Origin of the sequence: Brevundimonas sp., from assembly GCF_046295595.1 — a bacterium.
Lineage (GTDB): Bacteria > Pseudomonadota > Alphaproteobacteria > Caulobacterales > Caulobacteraceae > Brevundimonas.
On sequence record NZ_JBKBMX010000004.1, the window covers coordinates 1 to 18,983 of the forward strand.

18 protein-coding genes and 2 tRNA genes are annotated in these 18,983 nt (G+C 68.0%); 13 read left to right on the top strand and 7 right to left on the bottom strand.

What is annotated here, in order from left to right; translation table 11 throughout:
* Positions 1–116 precede the first annotated feature (116 nt).
* Entirely contained in the window at positions 117–1,358 is a 1,242-nt protein-coding gene (locus ACK4JY_RS03610; RefSeq protein ID WP_409603292.1) for a class I SAM-dependent RNA methyltransferase, read from the bottom strand.
* A 162-nt stretch (positions 1,359–1,520) separates the two neighbouring features.
* Between ACK4JY_RS03610 and ACK4JY_RS03615 the strand changes: the two genes are divergently transcribed.
* Positions 1,521–2,300, top strand: coding sequence for a glycine zipper 2TM domain-containing protein (locus ACK4JY_RS03615; RefSeq protein WP_409602903.1), 780 nt, complete (start codon positions 1,521–1,523; stop codon positions 2,298–2,300).
* A 248-nt stretch (positions 2,301–2,548) separates the two neighbouring features.
* Here ACK4JY_RS03615 and ACK4JY_RS03620 read toward each other — a convergent pair whose 3' ends face one another.
* The 5 genes from ACK4JY_RS03620 to ACK4JY_RS03640 all read right to left on the bottom strand — a co-directional run bounded on the left by ACK4JY_RS03620 (position 2,549) and on the right by ACK4JY_RS03640 (position 9,194).
* Positions 2,549–3,286 (bottom strand): TlyA family RNA methyltransferase, encoded by a 738-nt coding sequence (locus ACK4JY_RS03620; protein ID WP_409602905.1) that lies wholly within the window; start codon positions 3,284–3,286, stop codon positions 2,549–2,551.
* A complete protein-coding gene (locus tag ACK4JY_RS03625; protein ID WP_409602907.1) occupies positions 3,283–6,000 on the bottom strand; it encodes a valine--tRNA ligase in 2,718 nt (905 codons plus the stop codon). Before ACK4JY_RS03625 ends, ACK4JY_RS03620 begins: the two co-directional genes overlap by 4 nt.
* Before the next feature lie 86 nt (positions 6,001–6,086).
* A complete protein-coding gene (locus tag ACK4JY_RS03630) occupies positions 6,087–6,755 on the bottom strand; it encodes a DUF2497 domain-containing protein (protein WP_409602909.1) in 669 nt (222 codons plus the stop codon).
* Positions 6,756–6,899: 144 nt separating this feature from the next.
* Positions 6,900–8,441 (bottom strand): TolC family outer membrane protein, encoded by a 1,542-nt coding sequence (locus ACK4JY_RS03635; RefSeq protein WP_409602911.1) that lies wholly within the window; start codon positions 8,439–8,441, stop codon positions 6,900–6,902.
* Positions 8,442–8,564: 123 nt separating this feature from the next.
* A complete protein-coding gene (locus tag ACK4JY_RS03640; protein WP_409602914.1) occupies positions 8,565–9,194 on the bottom strand; it encodes a protein-L-isoaspartate O-methyltransferase family protein in 630 nt (209 codons plus the stop codon).
* 142 nt (positions 9,195–9,336) lie between these two features.
* On the opposite strand from ACK4JY_RS03640, the gene ACK4JY_RS03645 reads away from it, so the two are divergent.
* Positions 9,337–9,410 (top strand) — tRNA-Cys (locus ACK4JY_RS03645).
* Between the two features lie 234 nt (positions 9,411–9,644).
* Here ACK4JY_RS03645 and ACK4JY_RS03650 read toward each other — a convergent pair.
* The gene (locus ACK4JY_RS03650; protein WP_409602916.1) at positions 9,645–10,442 is read right to left on the bottom strand and encodes a TrmH family RNA methyltransferase; all 798 of its coding nucleotides are present in this window, start codon (positions 10,440–10,442) and stop codon (positions 9,645–9,647) included.
* 68 nt (positions 10,443–10,510) lie between these two features.
* Between ACK4JY_RS03650 and ACK4JY_RS03655 the strand changes: the two genes are divergently transcribed.
* The 11 genes from ACK4JY_RS03655 to ACK4JY_RS03705 all read left to right on the top strand — a co-directional run bounded on the left by ACK4JY_RS03655 (position 10,511) and on the right by ACK4JY_RS03705 (position 18,979).
* Positions 10,511–10,585 (top strand) — tRNA-Asn (locus ACK4JY_RS03655).
* A gap of 196 nt (positions 10,586–10,781) precedes the next feature.
* Entirely contained in the window at positions 10,782–11,693 is a 912-nt protein-coding gene (locus ACK4JY_RS03660) for a hypothetical protein (RefSeq protein WP_409602918.1), read from the top strand.
* Positions 11,694–11,826: 133 nt separating this feature from the next.
* Positions 11,827–12,333, top strand: a complete 507-nt coding sequence (locus ACK4JY_RS03665; RefSeq protein WP_409602920.1) for a transcription termination/antitermination NusG family protein — start codon at positions 11,827–11,829, stop codon at positions 12,331–12,333.
* An 88-nt stretch (positions 12,334–12,421) separates the two neighbouring features.
* Positions 12,422–12,748 carry a hypothetical protein gene (locus ACK4JY_RS03670; protein ID WP_409602922.1) on the top strand — a complete coding sequence of 109 codons (327 nt, stop codon included), beginning with the start codon at positions 12,422–12,424 and terminating at the stop codon, positions 12,746–12,748.
* Positions 12,749–13,320: 572 nt separating this feature from the next.
* Entirely contained in the window at positions 13,321–13,587 is a 267-nt protein-coding gene (locus ACK4JY_RS03675; protein WP_409602923.1) for a hypothetical protein, read from the top strand.
* A gap of 197 nt (positions 13,588–13,784) precedes the next feature.
* Positions 13,785–13,988, top strand: a complete 204-nt coding sequence (locus ACK4JY_RS03680) for a hypothetical protein (RefSeq protein ID WP_409602925.1) — start codon at positions 13,785–13,787, stop codon at positions 13,986–13,988.
* On the top strand, positions 13,969–14,331 hold the full coding sequence (locus ACK4JY_RS03685) for a hypothetical protein (RefSeq protein ID WP_409602927.1): 363 nt from the start codon (positions 13,969–13,971) through the stop codon (positions 14,329–14,331). The genes ACK4JY_RS03680 and ACK4JY_RS03685 overlap by 20 nt, the downstream gene beginning before the upstream one ends.
* A 130-nt stretch (positions 14,332–14,461) precedes the next feature.
* A complete protein-coding gene (locus ACK4JY_RS03690; RefSeq protein WP_409602929.1) occupies positions 14,462–14,938 on the top strand; it encodes a phage terminase small subunit P27 family in 477 nt (158 codons plus the stop codon).
* A 169-nt stretch (positions 14,939–15,107) separates the two neighbouring features.
* Entirely contained in the window at positions 15,108–16,823 is a 1,716-nt protein-coding gene (locus ACK4JY_RS03695) for a terminase large subunit (RefSeq protein WP_409602930.1), read from the top strand.
* A 2-nt stretch (positions 16,824–16,825) separates the two neighbouring features.
* The gene (locus tag ACK4JY_RS03700) at positions 16,826–18,118 is read left to right on the top strand and encodes a phage portal protein (protein WP_409602932.1); all 1,293 of its coding nucleotides are present in this window, start codon (positions 16,826–16,828) and stop codon (positions 18,116–18,118) included.
* Positions 18,119–18,979, top strand: a complete 861-nt coding sequence (locus ACK4JY_RS03705) for a head maturation protease, ClpP-related (RefSeq protein ID WP_409602934.1) — start codon at positions 18,119–18,121, stop codon at positions 18,977–18,979.
* Positions 18,980–18,983 lie beyond the last annotated feature (4 nt).

An 18,983-nucleotide genomic window follows, 5' to 3' on the forward strand; every position in this document is an offset into this window, starting at 1 on the left:
CGGCTCGATCAGCCGCCACTCCACCTCGCTCAGATCGTATCGCGCCATGCCAAGGCTCCTTCCGGAATCCTTGAATCAGCGAGACCGGGTCACCGCAAGCTTTATGGGTTCAGAACCTAGCGGCGGAACACCCCGACCAGCTCGACGTGGGCGGACCAGAGGAACTGGTCCACCGGGGTGACCCGCTCCAGCCGGAAGCCGGCGTCGATCAGCACGCGGGCGTCGCGGGCGAAGGTGACCGGGTTGCACGAGACATAGACGACGGTGTGCGCCTTCGTCGCCCCGAGCTGGGCGGTCTGGTCCAACGCCCCGGCGCGCGGCGGGTCCAGCACGATGGCGTCGCAACCGCGCAGGTCGTAGGGCGCGAGCGGGCGGCGGAACAGGTCGCGCGCCTCGGCGGTGATCGGCTTGAGGCCCTTGGCCGTGCCGACGCCGGCCTTCAGCGCGGCGATCGAGGCGGCGGCGGAGTCGGCGGCCAGCACCGGCGCGACCGTGGCCAGCGGGAAGGTGAAGGTCCCGGCGCCGCAGAACAGGTCGGCGATCTTCTTCGCCCCGCGCACGGCCGCGATCGCGCGCGCGACCATGGCCGCCTCGGCCTCGGGCACGGCCTGAAGGAAGCCGCCGGCTGGCAGGGGCACGGAGGCCGGCCCGAAGGCGACCTGGGGCTGGCGCGACATCACCAGGGTGTCGCCGGCGAGGCTGAGCCGGGCCAGATCCGCCGCGCCGGCCGCCTGAATGGCCCGCATCTGGGCGTCGCGGGACAGGCCGCCGCTGCGCCGCTCGACGCCGGTGACATCGACGTCCAACCCGGTCAGGGTCAGGGTCACGTGCAGGGTCGGGGCGGATTTGGGGTGTTCGAGGAATGGCTCGGCGACCCGGGCCAGGGCCGGAAAGGCCGCGACCAGCCGGGGGTCGGCCACCGGGCAGGCGTTGACCTCGACCAGCCGCCAGCTTTTGCGCGCCTTGAAGCCGAGGATGACGCGGCTGTCCTCGCCGCGGCGCGCATGCAGGGCGAGGCGGCGGCGCGTGCCGGGCGGCACGGCCACGGTTGGCTCGATCTCCGTCTCGATCCCCTCCCGGGCGAGGGCGAGCCGGACCTGTTCGCGCTTCCAGTCCAGATAGGGGCCGCTGGCCCAGTGCTGCAACGAGCAGCCGCCGCAATCGCCGTACTGCGGCGAGATGGGCGCGATCCGGTCCGGGCTGGCGGTGATGATCTCGACCGCTTCGGCGCGGCCGTCGCGGACCTCGGCGCGCACGGTCTCGCCCGGCAGGGTCAGGGGCGCGAACACCGGGCCGGCGGCCGTCTCGGCGATCCCGTCGCCCTGCCCGCCCACGCGCGCGATGGTCAGCGTTTCCATCATCGCGCGCTTCTAGAGGGTCCGGGCCAAGGACGAAACCTGAACGAAGATGAACGACGCACTCAAAGGCCGTTCAGCTTCGCGACCTTAAGAGTGTTTGCAACAGACCGGGGCGCCGTTCGTTCGGGCTTCATCTCTGCAACCGAGTCCAGGATCGAAACGATGTTCGCCCGCCTGTCCGCCATAACCGCCGCCGCTGCCGCCGCCGGCATGCTGCTGGCCCCGGCTTCGGCTTCGGCCCAGTCCTATCCCTATCAGGGGCCGCAGAACTACGGCACGGGCGCCTACAGCCAGCCGTACGACTACGACAACCGCTACCCCCAGGCGGATCGCTACGACAGCCGCTACGGTCAGGACGACCGCTACGGCTACGACGACCGTTATCGCGACGGCCGCTACGGCCAGGACGAATGCCGCGACAGCCGCAACAATCGCCAGGCCGGCGGCGCCGTCGTCGGCGCCACCCTCGGGGCCGTGGTCGGATCCCAGCTGGGCGCGCGCGGTCGCCGGACCGAAGGGAGCGTGCTGGGCGGCGTGCTCGGAGCCGTCGTCGGCGCCGGCGTCGGCGGCAGCTCGGCCCGCGATTGCGACCGCTACGGCTCGGACTATCGCTACAGCGACAGCCGCTACGCGGACCAGTACGGCGGCAGCCAGTATGGCCACAGCCAGTATGGCGACAGCTACGGCTATCCGGCCGACAACCGCTACGACGACCGCGGCGGCTATGGTTACAGTCAGCAGCAGACCTACGGCTACGAGTCCCAGGCCTATGGCTACGACCGGTACGAATCCGGGCGGTCGGGCTACGACTACGACCGCAGCCGGTATCAGTCAGGCCATGGCCCCGACTCCTACGCCTGCCGCACGATCGAGACCCGCAGCTATGACCGCAGCGGCCGGATCATTACCCGTTACGAGCAGTCCTGCCCGGACCGCTACTGACCGAATCGCGTCGCCGATTATTTTCAGCCCCCCTGTCGATCGGCGATGTGACGGAGACCCCCGGTGGAGCAATCCACCGGGGGTTTTTCCATTTTGGAAGAGGGGCGCTAACGCTTGCCGCGCGGCGGCTCGCTGCTTGAGCGCGGACTTTGCGCTATCGCTCGCGACGCGGTCGCTCGCTGCTTGAGCGCGGACTTTGCGCTATCGCTCGCCGCGCGGCGGCTCGCTGCTTGAGCGCGAAGCAGGCGCTAACCAGCCAGTCGGGCCCAAAGCAGGAATTCGATGTTGCCATCCGCGCCGGTGATCGGACTTTCGGTCGTCGCCTGGACCGTCCAGCCCTGCCCTTCCAGCCAGGTCGAGACCGAGGCGACCGCGGCCTGATGCGCGGCCGGATCCTTGACCACGCCGCGGCGGTTGCCGCCGCCAGGGCGGCCCGCCTCGAACTGCGGCTTCACCAGCGTCACGAGATCGGTCCCCGGCGCGGCCAGGGCGAGGGCGGCGGGGAGGACCTTGGCGAGGCCGATGAAACTGGCGTCGCAGACGATCAGGCCCGGCGGCTCGGGGATAAGCGCCGGCGTCAGGTGGCGGGCGTCGGTCTGTTCGAGGTCGATCACCCGGGGATCGGCGGCGATGCGCGGGTGCATCTGTCCCGAGCCGACGTCGACGGCGAAGACTCGGGCCGCGCCGCGTTCGAGGCAGACTTCGGTGAACCCGCCGGTCGAGGCGCCGATGTCGAGCACCGTACGGCCCTCGACCTCGACCGGCCACAGCGTCAGGGCGTGATCCAGCTTCAGCGCCCCGCGCCCGACCCAACGGTGGGCGTCGGCATAGGTGACGACCGCGTCCGCGTCGACCATCCGGGACGCGGAGGTCGCCGGGGCGCCGTCGAGCGTGACCCCGCCGGCGTCGATCGCCGCCCTCGCCTTGGACCGGCTCTCGGCCAGGCCGCGCGCGACCAGCAGCTGGTCGAGCCGGATCCGGCTCACCCCACCGCGTCCAGACGGGTCAGGGCCGCCTGCAGGCGCGCCTTGCCGGCCTCGGCCTCGGCCAGTTTCTCGCGCTGTTCGTCGACCACCTCGGGCGCGGCGCGGGCGACGAAGTTCGGATTGCCCAGCTTCTTGTTGACGTGACCGATGTCGCTGTCGAAGGCCGCGATCTCCTTCTCCAGTCGCGCGCGCTCGGCGGTGAGATCGATGATCCCGGCCAGCGACAGGGCGGCGGTCGCGCCGCCAGAGACGATCGTCACCGCCCCGGCCGGCGCGGCCTCGGCGGTCCCCACTTCGGACACCCGGGCGAGGGTCAGGATCAGATCGCGATGGCGGGCGATGCGGTCGGCCGTGGCGTCGTCGGGGGCGACGAAGGTCAGCGGCGGCTTGGCCGAGGGCGCCAGGTTCATCTCGGCGCGCAGGGCCCGGATCTCGGTGACGAGATCGACCAGCCAGCCGATCTCCGCCTCGGCCGGGGGGTCGATGAAGGCCTGCGGCAGGTCTGGCCAGGCGGCGCCGATCAGGGTCGGTTCGGCGCGCGGGGCGCCGTCGGCGGCCAGCTGGGCCCACAGCTCCTCGGTGATGAAGGGCATTACCGGGTGCATCAGCTTCAGCGTCTGGTCGAGGGTCCAGGCGGTCATGGCGCGGGTCTCGGCCTTGGCCGCCTCGTCGGCGCCGGTGAAGACCGGCTTGGCCAGCTCCAGATACCAGTCGCAGAAGACGTTCCAGACGAAGCGGTAGAGGGCCGAGGCGGCGTCGTCGAACCGGCCGGCCTCGATCGCGGCCGACACCTGGCGCTCGGCCCTGGTCAGCTCGCCGCGGATCCAGCGGTTGATGGTCTGGTCGACGGCGGCCGGGTCGAAGCCCTCGACGCGGCGCGCCTCGTTCATCTGCGAGAAGCGCGCGGCGTTCCACAGCTTGGTGCCGAAGTTGCGATACCCTTCAATGCGTTGGCGCGACAGCTTGATGTCGCGCGTGCCCGACAGGATAGCCATGGTGAAACGCAGCGGGTCGGCCCCGAGCTCGTCGATGATGGTCAGGGGATCGATGACGTTACCCTTCGACTTGCTCATCTTCTGGCCCTTCTCGTCGCGGACCAGGCCATTGATGATGACCCGTTTGAACGGAACCTCATACATGAAGTGAAGACCCATCATCATCATACGGGCGACCCAGAAGAAGATGATGTCGGCGGCCGTGACGAGGTCGGAGGTCGGATAGAAGCGGTTCAGGTCTTCGGTCTTGTCCGGCCAGCCCATGGTCGAGAAGGGCCACAGGGCGGAGGAGAACCAGGTGTCGAGGACGTCCTCGTCCTGCCGCAGGGTCTTGCCGCCGGCGGCGGCCTGCGCCGCCTCCTCGTTCTCGGCGACGTAGATGTTTCCCTCTTCGTCGTACCAGGCCGGGATGCGGTGGCCCCACCAGAGCTGACGGCTGATGCACCACGGCTCGATGTTGCGCAGCCATTCGAAATAGATCTTCTCGTAGCTCTTCGGCTCGAAGGTCGTGTCGCCCTGCTCCACCGCCTTGAGGGCCGGCTGGGCGAGGGTGTGGGCGTCGACGTACCACTGGTCCGTCAGCCACGGCTCGATGACCACGCCGGAGCGGTCGCCGTGCGGGATGACGTGGCGGGTCTTTTCGATGTCCTTGAGCCAGCCCTCTTCTTCCGCCCGGGCCACGATGGCCTTGCGGGCGGCGAAACGGTCCATGCCTTCGTAGGCGGCGGGCACGTCGGGGGTGTCGGCGGCGGTGATGCGGCCGAAGGCGTCCGTCACGTTCAAGGCGGCCAGCCCGGCGCGCTTGCCGACCTGGAAGTCGTTGAAGTCGTGCGCCGGGGTGATCTTGACCGCGCCCGAGCCCTTGGTCGGATCGGCATATTCATCGGCGACGATCGGGATGCGACGGCCGACGATGGGCAGGATCACGGACTGGCCGACCAGCGAGGCGTAGCGGGGGTCGTTGGGATGGACTGCCACGCCGGTGTCGCCGAGCATGGTCTCCGGCCGGGTCGTGGCGACCACGATGTAGTCGCGGGTCTCGTGTTCGGTCGGCTGGCCGTCGCCGTCCCAGGCGACCGGGTGCTCGTAGGTGACGCCGTCGGCCAGCGGATAGGCGAAATGCCAGTAGGACCCGTCCATCTCGCGCTGCTCGACCTCGAGGTCGGAGATGGCGGTCTGGAAATGCGGGTCCCAGTTGACCAGCCGCTTGTCGCGATAGATCAGCCCTTCCCTGTGCAGCTGGACGAAGACCTTGCGGACGGCGGCGTTGAGCCCCTCGTCGAGGGTGAAGCGCTCGCGGCTCCAGTCGCAGGACGCGCCGAGGCGGCGCAGTTGCTGGACGATGGTTCCGCCGCTCTCGGCCTTCCATTCCCAGACCTTGTCGACAAAGGCCTCGCGACCCATCTCGCGCCGGCCGACATTGCCCGCGGCGGCCAGCTGGCGCTCGACCACCATCTGGGTGGCGATGCCGGCGTGGTCGGTGCCGGGCAGCCACAGGACGGCCTTGCCCTTCATCCGGTGGTAGCGGGCGAGGATGTCCTGCAGGGTGTTGTTCAGCGCGTGGCCGATGTGCAGCGAGCCGGTCACGTTCGGCGGCGGAATGACGATCGAATACGCCTCGGCGGCGCCATCGGCCTTGGGCGCGAACACGCCGCTGTGTTCCCAAGCGGCGTACAGGCGGGGTTCGGCGGCTTTCGGATCGAAGGTCTTGTCGAGCATGAGGTCGGTCTTACTGCAAAGAAGAAGGGCGGCTCCGACTGGAGCCGCCCCGGAATGATCTAGCCTTGATCAGGTCGCAGGTGAAGCTAGCCGGCGGTGCGGGCGATGCGTTCGACTTCCTTGCGCACCTCGGCCTCGACGATGCCCGGCAGATTGGCGTCGAGCCATTCCTTCAGCATCGGCCGCAGCAGCGAGCGGGCCAGTTCGTCGAGGGTCGGGCCGGTAGGGATCGAGGTTTCCATGGGCTCGGGCTTCTTGAGGGATGAGGCCAGTCCGGCGAAGGCCGAGGCGGCGCTGGCCGCGGCGCTGTCGCCGACGAGGGTGTCGTAGCCGGTGGAGGCGGCGGGGAAGGTATCGGCAGCGTGAACCGGCTCGGGCCGAGGCTCGGGTTCTGGCTCGGGCGCGAAGGCCGATTCGCTGACGGCCTCGACGGGGAAAGGATCGACCTCGGGCTGGGCCGGCGAGACGTCGAGATCACCGATGCTCTCGGCGACCGGCGCCTCATAGGTGTCGGTCAGCTCCAGCACGTCCTCGTCCGCGGCGGGCTCAGCCGTCGCGGGTGGTTCGTCGGCCATGACGGGCGACGCCTCGACCGGGGCGGCCGGCTCGGGCTCGGGTTGGGGCTCGGCGTCGGCGGGCGCTTCCGCGGCCGCGGCCGGCGCCGTCTCGGCCGGTGCGTCGTCCTCGGAGATGATCCGGCGGATCGACGCCAGGATTTCCTCCATCGTCGGTTCCTGGGCGGACTGGTCGGTCATGTCGAAACCCCGAGGCGCGGCGAACGCAAATCAAAACGGATGGCGGCGTGGAACCAGGCCCCTGCCCCACCCTGGCTGTCGTCGCATCTCAGCCCGCTGGAATCAACGGGCGTTTTTTTGCGCCGGATTAACGCTCCGTGGCCCCTAGTCCCGGGGGGCGGTCTGGATGATCTCGGACTTCAGTTGCGCGTCAATCGGCGCGTCGACCGAGTCGTTGGCCGGCACAACCGGCGGCGCGGCGATGCGGTCGATGGCTTCGATCAGACCGTCCCACGGCAGGGCGCCGCGATTGCGCACCCGCTCATAGTTGTCGACCGGGTCGTAGAGGGTCAGGGTCGGATCCAGATCGGCGCCTTCCAGCCGGCCCATGGCCGCCAGCAGATTGGCCTGGGCGACGTATTCGTCGCGCCGGGCGCTGGCCAGGGTGACCTCGGCGCTGCGCAGCTCCAGCTCCTGGTTGAGAACATCCAGGGTCGTGCGCAGGCCGACCTGGGCTTCTTGGCGGACGCCCTCGGCCGCCACGGTGGCGGCGCGGACGGCTTCCTGCCCGGCCGTCAGGGTCGAGCGGGCCGACAGGGACTGGGCATAGGCCGAGCTGACCGACTGCAGGGTGGAGCGGCGCTCGCCCTCAAGATTGATCTGGGCGATGTTGGCCTGTTCGCGCACCTGGGCGACACGCGAGCCGTTCAGCCCGCCGGTAAACAGGGGCACGGAGATCGAGGCCCCCGCCGTGAAGCTGGTGTTGTCAGCGATGTCGCCCGGGCTGCCGAGGTCATTGGTGGAGCCGCCGTACGACGCCGTCAGCCGGGCCGAGGGCATGTACTCGGCCTTGGCCGCCGCGACATTGGCCTCGGCCGCGCGCAGGTTGTAGCCAGCGGCGCGGATGCCCGGATTGTCGAGGAGGGCGACGTCGAGGGCGCTGTCGAAATCGCCGGGCAGGTTCGGCAGCGCCGGCATGGGGGCGAGATCGCCGGGGGCCTGGCCGACGACGGCCGCATAGACGGCGCGCGACACAGACAGCTGGGCCTGGGCGTTGGCCAGATCCGCCTCGGACTGGGCCAGCCGGGCTTCGGACTGGGCCACGTCCGTGCGGGTGATTTCGCCGACCTCGAACCGGGCCGAGGATTCGTCCAGCTGGCGTTGCAGCACGCCGAGATTGGACTGGCGGATGTCCAGGATCTCGGTGTCGCGAATAACATCGGCATAGGCCTGGATGACCGAGGCGAGGACGGTCTGCTCGATATCGCGCAGGTTCTCGCGCCCGGCCAGGATATTGGCCTCGGCCGCGGTGATGCCGTGGCCGATGCGGCCGCCGGACCAGATGGTTTGCGACAGGCCGATCGAGAGGCCGCCGGAGGTGCTGTCGCTGTTCGAGGCTGGCACATTGATGGTGGTGTCGGGAACGCCGTCGCCATCTGTGTCGACCTCGCGCGGGCCGCCCGCGCTCTCGCTCCAGGAATACCCGCTGGTGGCGGTGACATCGAGCTGGGGCCGCAGGCCGGCGCGGGCCTGAACGATCGATTCGTCGAGCGACCGCTGGCTGGCGCGCTGCGCCAGCAGGGATGGGTTGGTCCGGTAGGCCAGGGCGATCGCTTCCTGCAGCGTGTCGGCCCACACCGGCGCAGCCAGGCCGGTTACGACGGCGATGATGGCGACCGAGGCGAGCGCGCGCGAACGTTTCAGCATGATGGTTCCTGCCTGGCGCGGAAGACTCGCGCCCTGTGTATCCCATAGGCCTGATGCGGGACGGTTTCCTCCCGCACCAGTTAAGTTTTTTTCACGCAGGCGGCCGCAAGTCCGTCGGAGGCTCTAGAGCGCGAAGGCCGGCTCGGCCGCGAGTTCCGCGAGCACCGGCGGGGCCGCGTCGAACAGTTCGCGCCGGGACAGGCCGGAGGCGCCTTTGACGTAGAGCACAGCCTTGCCGGCAGGGCCGGCGCGCTCGACCACGGCGAGGCGTCCGCCGACCTTGAGCGCGGTGAGCCAGGCGTCCGGCCGGACCGGGGTCGCGGCTTCCGAGACGATCAGGTCATAGCCCTCGCCGACCGGCGCGGCGAAGGGCGCGGCCACGCCCTCGACGCCCGCCTCGGCCAGGGCCGGGGCCACGACCTCGAGCACGGCGGGGTCGGCCTCCTGGGCGGTGACGGTCAGGCCCATCTGCTCGAGGACGGCGGCGGCGTAGGGCGCGGCGATGGCCAAGGCCGTCTCGCCGGTGCGCGGTTGCAGCGCCATCAGCAGTTTGGACAGGTCGCGCGGCAGCATCAGACGTCGGCCGCCGGCGATCTCCGGCTCGATCTCGGCATAGGCGGCGAAGGCGCGGTCGGCGGGCAGAAAGCGCTCGCGCGGCACGGCTAGCAGGGCCGCCTGCAGATCACGGTCGGTAACATCGTTCACGCGGACCTGACTGTCCACCATGACCTTGCGCGCGGCGGCGAAATCCATCTGTCGCTGTCCTGAATAGGGGCAGGCGCGGTAACGCGCCGGAAATCTGCAGCGCTTATAGGTCTGTGCGTTGCGGGCGACAATCCGATCTGATAGCGAACGCGCCTCGCGACGACGCGGCCCTTCTGTAGACAGGGGCTACGGCCTGATGGCGGAGTGGTTACGCAGCGGACTGCAAATCCGCGCACCCGAGTTCGATTCTCGGTCAGGCCTCCATCGCGACCCTTACGACAGATCAGACCGGCGCGGTGATCCAGCCGATGACCGTGGCGGCGCTGACCGTCGCGGCGACGATGGCGGCCGTTACGGCGACCCGCGCATTGCGGCTGACGAAGAACAGAATGCTGTCGAACATAACCCAACTCCCCCGGACCCCGGCACAGCGCCACAGATCACACCGTTCATCAAGGTGTACGAAGGGTTAATCGCGGATTGGTGACCGTTGTTCGCCTATCGGGTGAAATGATGCAGGGCGATGGCCCCCGCCGTGGCCACATTGAGCGAGTCGAAGCCGCCGGACATCGGGATTCCGACCGGCTCGCACCGAGCCAGCACGTCTTGCGGCAGGCCCGGCCCCTCGGCGCCGAGCGCGATGGCCAGCCGCCCGCCCCGGGGCGCGAGATGCAGAGGTGAGGTCGACGCCGGGGTCATGGCCAGGACGCGGAAGCCCGCCGCCTTCAGACCGTCGACCAGATCGCCGGCGGCCAGACCGGTGGACATTGCCGTGCGCAGCACCGCGCCGACGGAGACACGGATGGCCTTGCGGTAGAAGGGATCGCAGCACTGCTCGTCCAGCAGCACGGCGGCGGCCCCGAAGGCGGCGGCGGCGCGGAAGATTCCGCCCATGTTGTCGTGATTGCCAATGCCGCAGCCGACCACCACGACCGCCTCCCCGCCGATGTCGGCGAGCATTTCCTCCAGTGGGCGCGGCGCCGGCTTGTGGCCGAGGGCGAGAATGCCGCGGTGCAGATGGAAGCCGGCCACGCCGTCGAGAACAGGCTGGGTCGCCGAATAGACCGGGACCTCCGGCGGCAGGGCGGCGAGGATATCAGCGAGCGCGGCGATGCGTTTCTCCGCGATCAGGGCGGCGACCGGACGGCACAGGGAGGTCGGCGAGGCCAGCACCCGCAGCACCACCTCGCCCTCGGCCACGAACAGGCCCTGACGCCCGGTCAGGTCGCGCTCACGGATATCGCGGAAGGCGGTGACGCGCGTGTCGAGCGGATCGTCGATGTGGATTAGGGCCAATCGGATATTTCCCGTTGCGTGAGCCTGAGTCCCGCTGCTATAGCGCCCGCCTTCCCGAGAGGAAGTGTTCCGCGGTAGCTCAGTGGTAGAGCAGCCGACTGTTAATCGGCTGGTCGTAGGTTCGAATCCTACCCGCGGAGCCATTCACCTTTGATTTCGTTCAGTTTTTTGGAACGATCCACAACTTCCCCCACTTTCAACCCCACAAACGCCTAGCGCGTGCCCGCGACCCTCACTTCGAGGTCGCGGCTTCTGTGCATGGACGGACGTCGAGGCGAATCATGGACGCACGCACAACCGGCGGGGTAGCGTTGTTCTCTGCCTTGGATCATCCCGCCCATGAACGACCCCATCTACCTGACGCTCGAACCCGCTGAAGACGGCCACGAACTCCCCTGGAGTAGGCTTCGGCCGCTGATCGACACCTTCCAGCAGACCGTCACGGGACTGGTGAAGAGCATCGACATCATGGACCTGGAGTTCGGCGACGTCTCTCTGATCCTGGTCGGATCGCCCGTAGTCGGTAGCCTTCGCTTCCAGTTCAAGCTGGACGTGAAAGCGGAGTTCAAGCGGGCTAACCCCAAATCGAAACGCCCGCCGACCGAGGGCGCCCGAGACCTGAAGCGGCTTGCCCAGGACGTCGGCGTCAACGCCATCGGCGGCGTGGTCGCGGCATCCATCATGCTGGCCTTCAGCGGCGCGTCGGAAGAGCCGACCTACGGACCCGAGGCGAGGCTGGCCGAGTTCTGCGCCGCCCAAATGGCGCAGGGGCAGCGAGCGCCCCTGGACGAGATGAAGGCGGTGGCGGAGCAAACGCAGTGCCGATCCGTGCGGATGCAATACCAGTCGTTCCCGCCCCTCGAACTGGCGGGGCCGATGGACCCGATCAGCATCAAGCGCGAGATCAAGGAAGCGCCGCCCGAGCGACTGGAGTTGTTCCTGCGTGCGCAGAAGCCCGTCGACGTCTACTTCAACGGCGAGCGCCGACTAGGCTACTTCGTCGTCCGGCTCGACAACCAGACCGAAGCGATTGCGATCTTCAAGAACCCGATCCCCAAGGTCCACTTGAGCGATCGACTTCTGACCCAGGCTCGACGCCTCAAACCTGCGGAACGACGCCGTCTGTTCATATCGCCATTGTCTCTGGGCGACCCTGACGGTGTCGGTGTCGAGGATCGCCTGAAGAACGTTCGATCGGTCGTCGAAATCACCGCAAACCACGGCGTGATGGGAAGCCGACCCAAGGACTAGACGGCCGGGAATCCTTGACAATTCGATGAATTTCGGGTAGGTCTGATCATCCCCGCAACCATTGAATCCGCGCCGCGATCGCCCCGCCTGAACAGGGTCGATCCGCCGTCGTGCGCAATCGAGATCACTCCACTTGAGCACCACCTATTGGTTCGCCGTTGAGACGCGCCCGAACCGTGAATACGCCGCCCTCGCCGAGATCGACGCGCTGGGCGAGTTCGAGACCTACTGCCCGCAAGAGACCCGCCTGCGCCGGACCCGCAAGGGCCGCTTTGTCGTCCAGCACCCGTTGATGGCATCCATCGTGTTCGTCGGCTCCAAGGTCCCGCCGATCGCCGACATCAACTCGCCCGACCACCCCCACCCGATCTTCAAGCTGCTGAACCTGCCGGCGGTGCGCGCCCTGCCCCGCTCGCCCGGCGGCGGCGTCCACCCGATCCGCCCCCAGATCGTCGACGGCTGGCGCGTCGACTTCGTGGATCACCTGAAGAAGCGCGAGGCCGCCGGCGCCTTCGACTTCCGCCCGCGTGAGAAGACCGAGGCCCCCCAGGTGAAGACGCTGAAGGGTGCCTTCAAGGATCAACTGACCGAGGTCATGAAGGCCTTCTACCCCGACGTCGCCCAGCGCCTGGCGGCCTAGTTATCCCCGAGGCCGGCCGGCCTCACCATTACAACGCGTTCCGCTTTCGTTCTTTACCTTCGCCATGGGCGGAGGACTCCGAAACCGGATGAAGCTGGACTGGTATGCCACCATTGGCGGGATGGTGGTTGCCCAGCAGCGCGGCGCCACGTTCAAGTGGATGTGTCAGGGCTGCGCCCGCGCCGAGCCTCTGGACCTGGCCGACTACCACCGCACCGCCGGCCCCAACTACTCCCTCTGGAACGAGATCAGTGTGTGCCCCTGCGGCGCGCCTAGAACGCTCTATGGATCGAGCGGATCAGGCACGCCGTTCATGCCGCTGAAGGACGAATGGCTCTGGCTCCTGGCCGAGGTCGGCTACGGGCGAGACCCCGACGCCTGGTTCGAGATCATCTGGTGGGACGCGCCGCCCTAACAATATCTTGGCGTGAGATCGTTGACAGACAACATCAGAAGCTGGCGCGAGATCGTTGACAAGACTCATGAATCCTTGACACGCGGGGCGTTTTCCAGTAGAAGTCTGACCTTGCCGCGCATCCGAATGCAGCGGCCGTTCCAGCCGTCAATAGTGATAGCGGACCAGCCGGCCCCACCACCCGCGTGAGGCCAAGTGCGAAGCGGTGTCCAACCACCGCCCACCAACATTTCCCCCCTTCGTCCTGTCGCTTTCTTGCCGGGACGGAACTGCGACGGGGCAGGACAGACACCACGGTTGTTCGGGCTCTTGTGGTGCGCCGCGCGTATTTGCGGTTAGCCGCTCCGTCGCACACCTAATCGCTTCTGCCTTCACGGGCGGATCGCGGACGAGAACTGCCCCGCCAGGCAGCCGGGATGGCCCGGTGTTCTCGTCCACACCCCTTTCGCCTCCGACCGTTTACGGCGAGACGGCGGTGGGCGAGGACACGTCGCGGCGGTGCCGCACACCAGGTCGAGAATATCCCTGGGTCCACGCGCCGCCGCATCCCATTCCATGCAAGGCCACCCCCAATGACCATCTGCGACCACGACGGTAACGTCGTCTTCTCCGTCGAACAGTTCGCCGCCCTGTCCTCGCGCCTCGACGCGATCGAGACCGCCATCTCCAACGGCACGTTCGCCTATGCCTCCAGCCTCCAATGCGTCCATGCCGAGGTCAACGCGGCGCGCGGCGGTGCCCCTTCGCTGAACGCGCGGCTGAACACGGTCCAGACGGACATCAACGGCAAGGCCAGTGCGGCCTCGGTGGCGACCCTCCAGCACGCGATCCGCCCCTAACAACCACAAGCGGTGCCGCACACCAGGTCGAGAATATCCCTGGGTCCCCGCGCCACCGCATCCCATTCAAGGACCGCACGCTGCCCGACATCAACATCATCCCCGTCCTGGTCGGCCTGATCATGGGACATCTAGGCGCGTCCTGGATTGCTCACCGGCTACTTACGAAGCAACGTCGGGCGCAGCACGCGGAACTGATGGCCTTGGTCGTGAAGCAAAGGGAAGAGATCGAAAGCGCGAACGCACAGCGCCGCCGGAATGAGATGACCTTCGATCTGCGCGGTGAGGTGCTGACTCCCGACCTCATGACACAGGTGCGGCGCCAAGCATCACCGTCGACCGGCACCAACTTCGCCACGATCCGCCCCCCACTCGCCGACCGTGGCGACCCGACCGCCTAACCCGCGCCGCGACAAGCGCAGCGCAGAGGCGACCGAGTATCGCCGGCTCTATCACACCGCCCGATGGCGGACCCGCCGTGCCCGGCAGCTTCAAGCCGAGCCACTGTGTCAGACCTGTCAGCGCCTCGGCCGCACCACCGCCGCCACCGTCGCCGACCACATCATCCCGCACCGAGGTGACGTGACGCTCTTCTTCGAAGGCGCCCTCCAATCCCTCTGCGATGAAGACCCCTTCCGCTGTCACTCCAGGGTGAAGCAACGTGAAGAGGTGCTGGGCTTCAATCCTGCCGTCGGAGCCGACGGTTTCCCGATCGACCCACGTCATCCCGCCAACCAAGCCTGATCCCTAAGTCATTGAATAGACGGGGGTATCAAAACTTTGAAAAATCCTTTTCAAGGTAACCGGCGGGTTTCCACAAAGCGCACAGACGCGAAATTAACACCGGCCCCCACTTCAACCATAGGCGGCGCTCATGACCCGAGGCCGTAAGCCTAAGCCCACCGTGCTGAAGCTGGTGACCAACAACGCCGGCAAGCGCCCGCTGAATGCGGCGGAGCCGGTGCCCGCCAGTCGCACGCTCCAGCCCCCTGCCGGGCTTCTGCCCGAGGCCCGCGAAGAGTGGGACCGCGTCGCCGACGACCTCGTCGCGTCTGGCCTGGTCACCGTCGCCGACCTCGCCTCCCTCGCCATCTATTGCACGGCCTACGGCCGGTGGGTCCAGGCCGAACGCCTGCTCGCCGTGCTCGCCAAGGCCAACCCCCTGACCGAAGGCCTCACGGTCGAAACGCCCAACGGCGCCGTGATCCAGAACCCTCTGCTGGGCATCCGAAACAAGGCCGCCGCCGACCTGATGAAGGCCGCCGCCGAACTGGGAATGACCCCCTCTGCCCGATCCCGCGTCCAAGCGTCGGCGCGCCCGCACTCCGACCCCGCCGACGCCTTCTTCTAACGACCGCACGACCGCCTACGCCAAGGCCGTCCTGGCGGGCGACATCATCGCCGGACCTCACGTTCGGAACTCCTGCCGGCGCCACCTCGACGACCTGGAGCACGGCGCCGAGCGCGGCCTGTTCTTCGACACCGAGGCCGCCCAGCGCGTCTTCACCTACTTCGAGACGGTGCTGAAGCTGTCCGAGGGGCAGTTCGACGGCATCCCGTTCCTGCTGGACCCGTCCCAGGCTTTCATCCTGGGCTCGCTCTTCGGCTGGAAGACTCACCACCGCCACCACGGCATCGTCCGACGCTTCCGCCGGGCCTACCTGGAGCAAGGCAAGGGCAACGGTAAGTCGCCGTTGCTGGGCGGCATCGGGCTCTACGGCCTACACGCCGACGGCGAGAACAGCGCCCAGGTCTACGCCGCCGGCGCCACCCGCGACCAAGCCAAGGTCCTCTTTGCCGACGCGGTGAAGATGGTCCGCCAATCGCCCGCTCTGGCCGCACGGCTGGAGTTCAGCGGCGGCGCTGGTCGCGAGAACAACATCGCTCACCTGGAGTCGGCGTCGTTCTTCCGCCCCGTGTCGCGCGAGACCAAGCGCAGCGGCTCCGGTCCTCGCCCCCACTTCGCGCTGATCGACGAGGTTCACGAACACCCCGACGGCGGCACCATCGAGACCCTGGAGCGCGGCTTCAAGTCCCGCACCCAGCCGCTGCTGGTCATGGCGACCAACTCGGGCTCCGATCGGAAGTCGATCTGCTGGGACGAACACCAGCACGCCATCCGCGTCGCCGCCGGCACCATGACCCCCGGCCCCGACCACGAATACGTCGGCGAGACCATCGTCGACGACTCGACCTTCTCCTACGTCTGCGCCCTCGACAACGACGACGACGCGCTCAACGACCCTACCTGCTGGGTCAAGGCGAACCCTCTCCTGGGCACCATCCTCCAACCCGAGGACATCCAGAAGGCGGTGAACCAGGCCAAGAACATGCCGGGCAAGCGCAACGGCATCCTGCGCCTTCACTTCTGCGTCTGGACTGACTCCGACACCGCCTGGATCGGCCGCGAGACCCTGAACAAGGTGCTCGCCACGTTCGACCCGGCCGAGCACGCCGGCAAGTCCGTCGCCCTGGGCATCGACCTCTCGGGTCACCGCGACCTGACCGCGATCGCGCACGTCGTCGAGACGGGCACCGTGATGCGGCCTGCGCCTGATGGCGTCGGTGAGATCGCGATGCCCACCTACGACGCGTGGATCGAAGCCTGGACGCCGGGCGACAACATCCGCGACCGCTCGGAGAAGGACCAGGCGCCCTACGCCGACTGGGCCGACGAAAGCATCGCCGAAGCCGAGGGCCGCAAGGTCTGGCTGCGCGCACCCCCCGGTGAGCGCATCCGCATGGACTTCGTCGCCGCCTATCTGGCCGAGGTCGACCAGACCTACAAGATCAGCCTTTTGGCGTTCGACCGATACGTCTGGGACAAGCTGTCCGACGAGATCGACGCGCTGGGCCTCAACATCACCCAGGCCTCGCACCCGCAAGCTGCGCAGCGCCCCTCCAAGCCACCCCAAGAACTGATCGACCAAGCGAAGTCGTCAGGGCGCGAGCCCCCGCAAGGGCTCTGGATGCCGAAGTCGAAGTTGCGCCTTGAGGAACTGATCCTCGACCAGCGCATCCGGCTCCTGGCTAATCCAGTCCTGATCTCCGCCTGTATGTCGGCCGCCGTAGGCATCGACCCCATGGGCAACGAATACTTCCACAAGAACAAGGCGACCCAGCGGATCGACCCGCTGGTCAGCCTCGCGATGGCGGTCGGCGCGTCCGCCATGGGCGACGTCGAGCCGGTCAAGAAGGGCTCGCCCTACAACGACCGCCCCATGCGGTTCATGTAAGCGTGGGGTTCTTCGACCGCCTGATGGGCGTCTCCGCCGAACCGGCGCCCGCCCCCATCACCACGCCGGCGCCGCGCGCGCTGGGCGAGACCGCCACCTTCCTGGACCTTCACGACGCCGCCGTCGGTGAGTTCCTTCGTGGCGGTCACGTCAGCAACGCCGGCGTCGAGGTCACGACCTGCGAAGCCCTCAAGAACGCGACGGTCTTCCGCTGCGTCGACCTGATTTGCTCCAGCATCGCCATGCTGCCGCTGAACGTCCACCGCGAACTGGAAAACGGCGACACCGAGAAGGCCAAGGACGACCCCGTCTACCGCCTTCTCCGCCGCCGGCCGAACGATCTTCAGACCCCGTTCGAGTTCAAGTTCCTGATGCAATATCGGGCGCTGACCGAGGACAACGGCGCCGTCGCGCTGATCGTCCGCTCGGGCGGCAAGCCCATCGCCCTCTGGCCGCTCGATCCCTCGGAGATCGAGATCGACCTGACCGACACCTATCAGCCGGTCTACACCCGCACGACCCAGAAGGGCCGCGTCCGTCTCGATCCTCGTGACGTTCTCCACCTTCGCGGCATGACCTTCGACGGCGTCCACGGCGTCTCGCGCGTCAAGCGCGCCGCCGAGGCCATCGGCATCGCCATCGCCGCCGAGCGCGCCGTCGCGAACATGTTCCGCAAGGGCGTCTTCGCCACCGGCGCCGTGAGCATCCCCGGCGAACTGACCGAGGAAGCCTTCAACCGCCTGAAGGCCCAGTGGGCTGAACGCTACGAAGGCTCCGGCAACGCCGGCTCCACGCCGATCCTGGAAGGCGGCTCCACCTACGTCCCGCTGGCGATCAACGCCCGCGACGCCCAGTCCGCCGAGGCGCGCAAGTTCCAGGTCGAAGAAATCCTTCGCGTGTTCGGCGTGCCGCGCTCGCTGGCGATGGTCGATGACACGTCCTGGGGCTCGGGCATCGAACAACTGTCGACGGGCTTCGTCCGCTACGCGCTGAACTCCTGGTTCACCGCCTGGGAAGAAGCGATCGGCCGGTCCCTGCTGGCCCACGACGCCGACCTTGTCGCCAAGTTCAACCCCGACGCCCTGCTGAACGGCACGACCAAGGAGCAATCCGAGGTCTTCGCCAAGGCTTCCGGCGCCGGCGGCCACAAGCCCTGGATGACCGCGAACGAGATTCGCAAGCTGATGAACATGCCGGCTCACCCCGACGGTGACGGCCTGGTCGCCGCCGGAACCCCGGCCCCCAACCCCGGCAACGACAACACCGACGCCGCGCCCACGGACCTCAACACCTAGATGACCACGCCCTCCACCTCCGCCCGCCCGGCGGCCCTCCCCCTCCCTGCCCGTCGCGGCGTGAACGCCTACACCCCGCCGGCGGTCTTCGATCGCTGGATTGAGCACGGCGCCGGCGTCCGCGCTTTGGGCATCGGCGACAACGTCATCACGATGTTCGACAGCGTCGGCGAGGACCCTTGGACCGGTGGCGGCATCACCGCCAAGAAGGTCGCCGCCCAACTGCGCGCCATCGGCGGACCGGTCGAAATCCAACTCAACTCGCCCGGCGGCGACATGTTCGAGGGCATCGCGATCTACAACGTGCTGCGCGAGCATCCGCACCCGGTCACCATCAAGGTGATGGGCGTCGCCGCATCGGCCGCCTCGATCATCGCCATGGCTGGCGACCACGTCGAGATCGGCGCTTCGTCGTTCCTGATGATCCACAACTGCTGGATCATGGCCGTCGGCAACCGCAACGCCCTGCGCGAAGCGGCCGAATGGCTCGAACCCTTCGACGCCGCCATGACCTCGGTCTACGCCCAGCGCACCGGCCTGGCGGCCGACGTCATCACCAAGATGCTCGACGACGAGACCTGGCTGTCGGGCTCCATCGCCATCGAGAAGGGATTCGCGAACGCCCTTCTGCCGGCCGATCAAATCACCGTCGACGAGGCGATCCGATCTGAAGATCGTCGCGTCAACGAACTGCGCGGAATGGAGCGGAGCCTGATCAAGGCCGGCCTTTCCCGCGACGACGCGCGTGACCGCGTCGACTCCATTCGAGGCAAGCGAGATGCGGCCTCCGACACCGGCGAGCGAGATGCAGCCGACCTCCAGGCCTCTTTGGCCGACCTCCTCCAAACCATCCGCGCCTAACGCG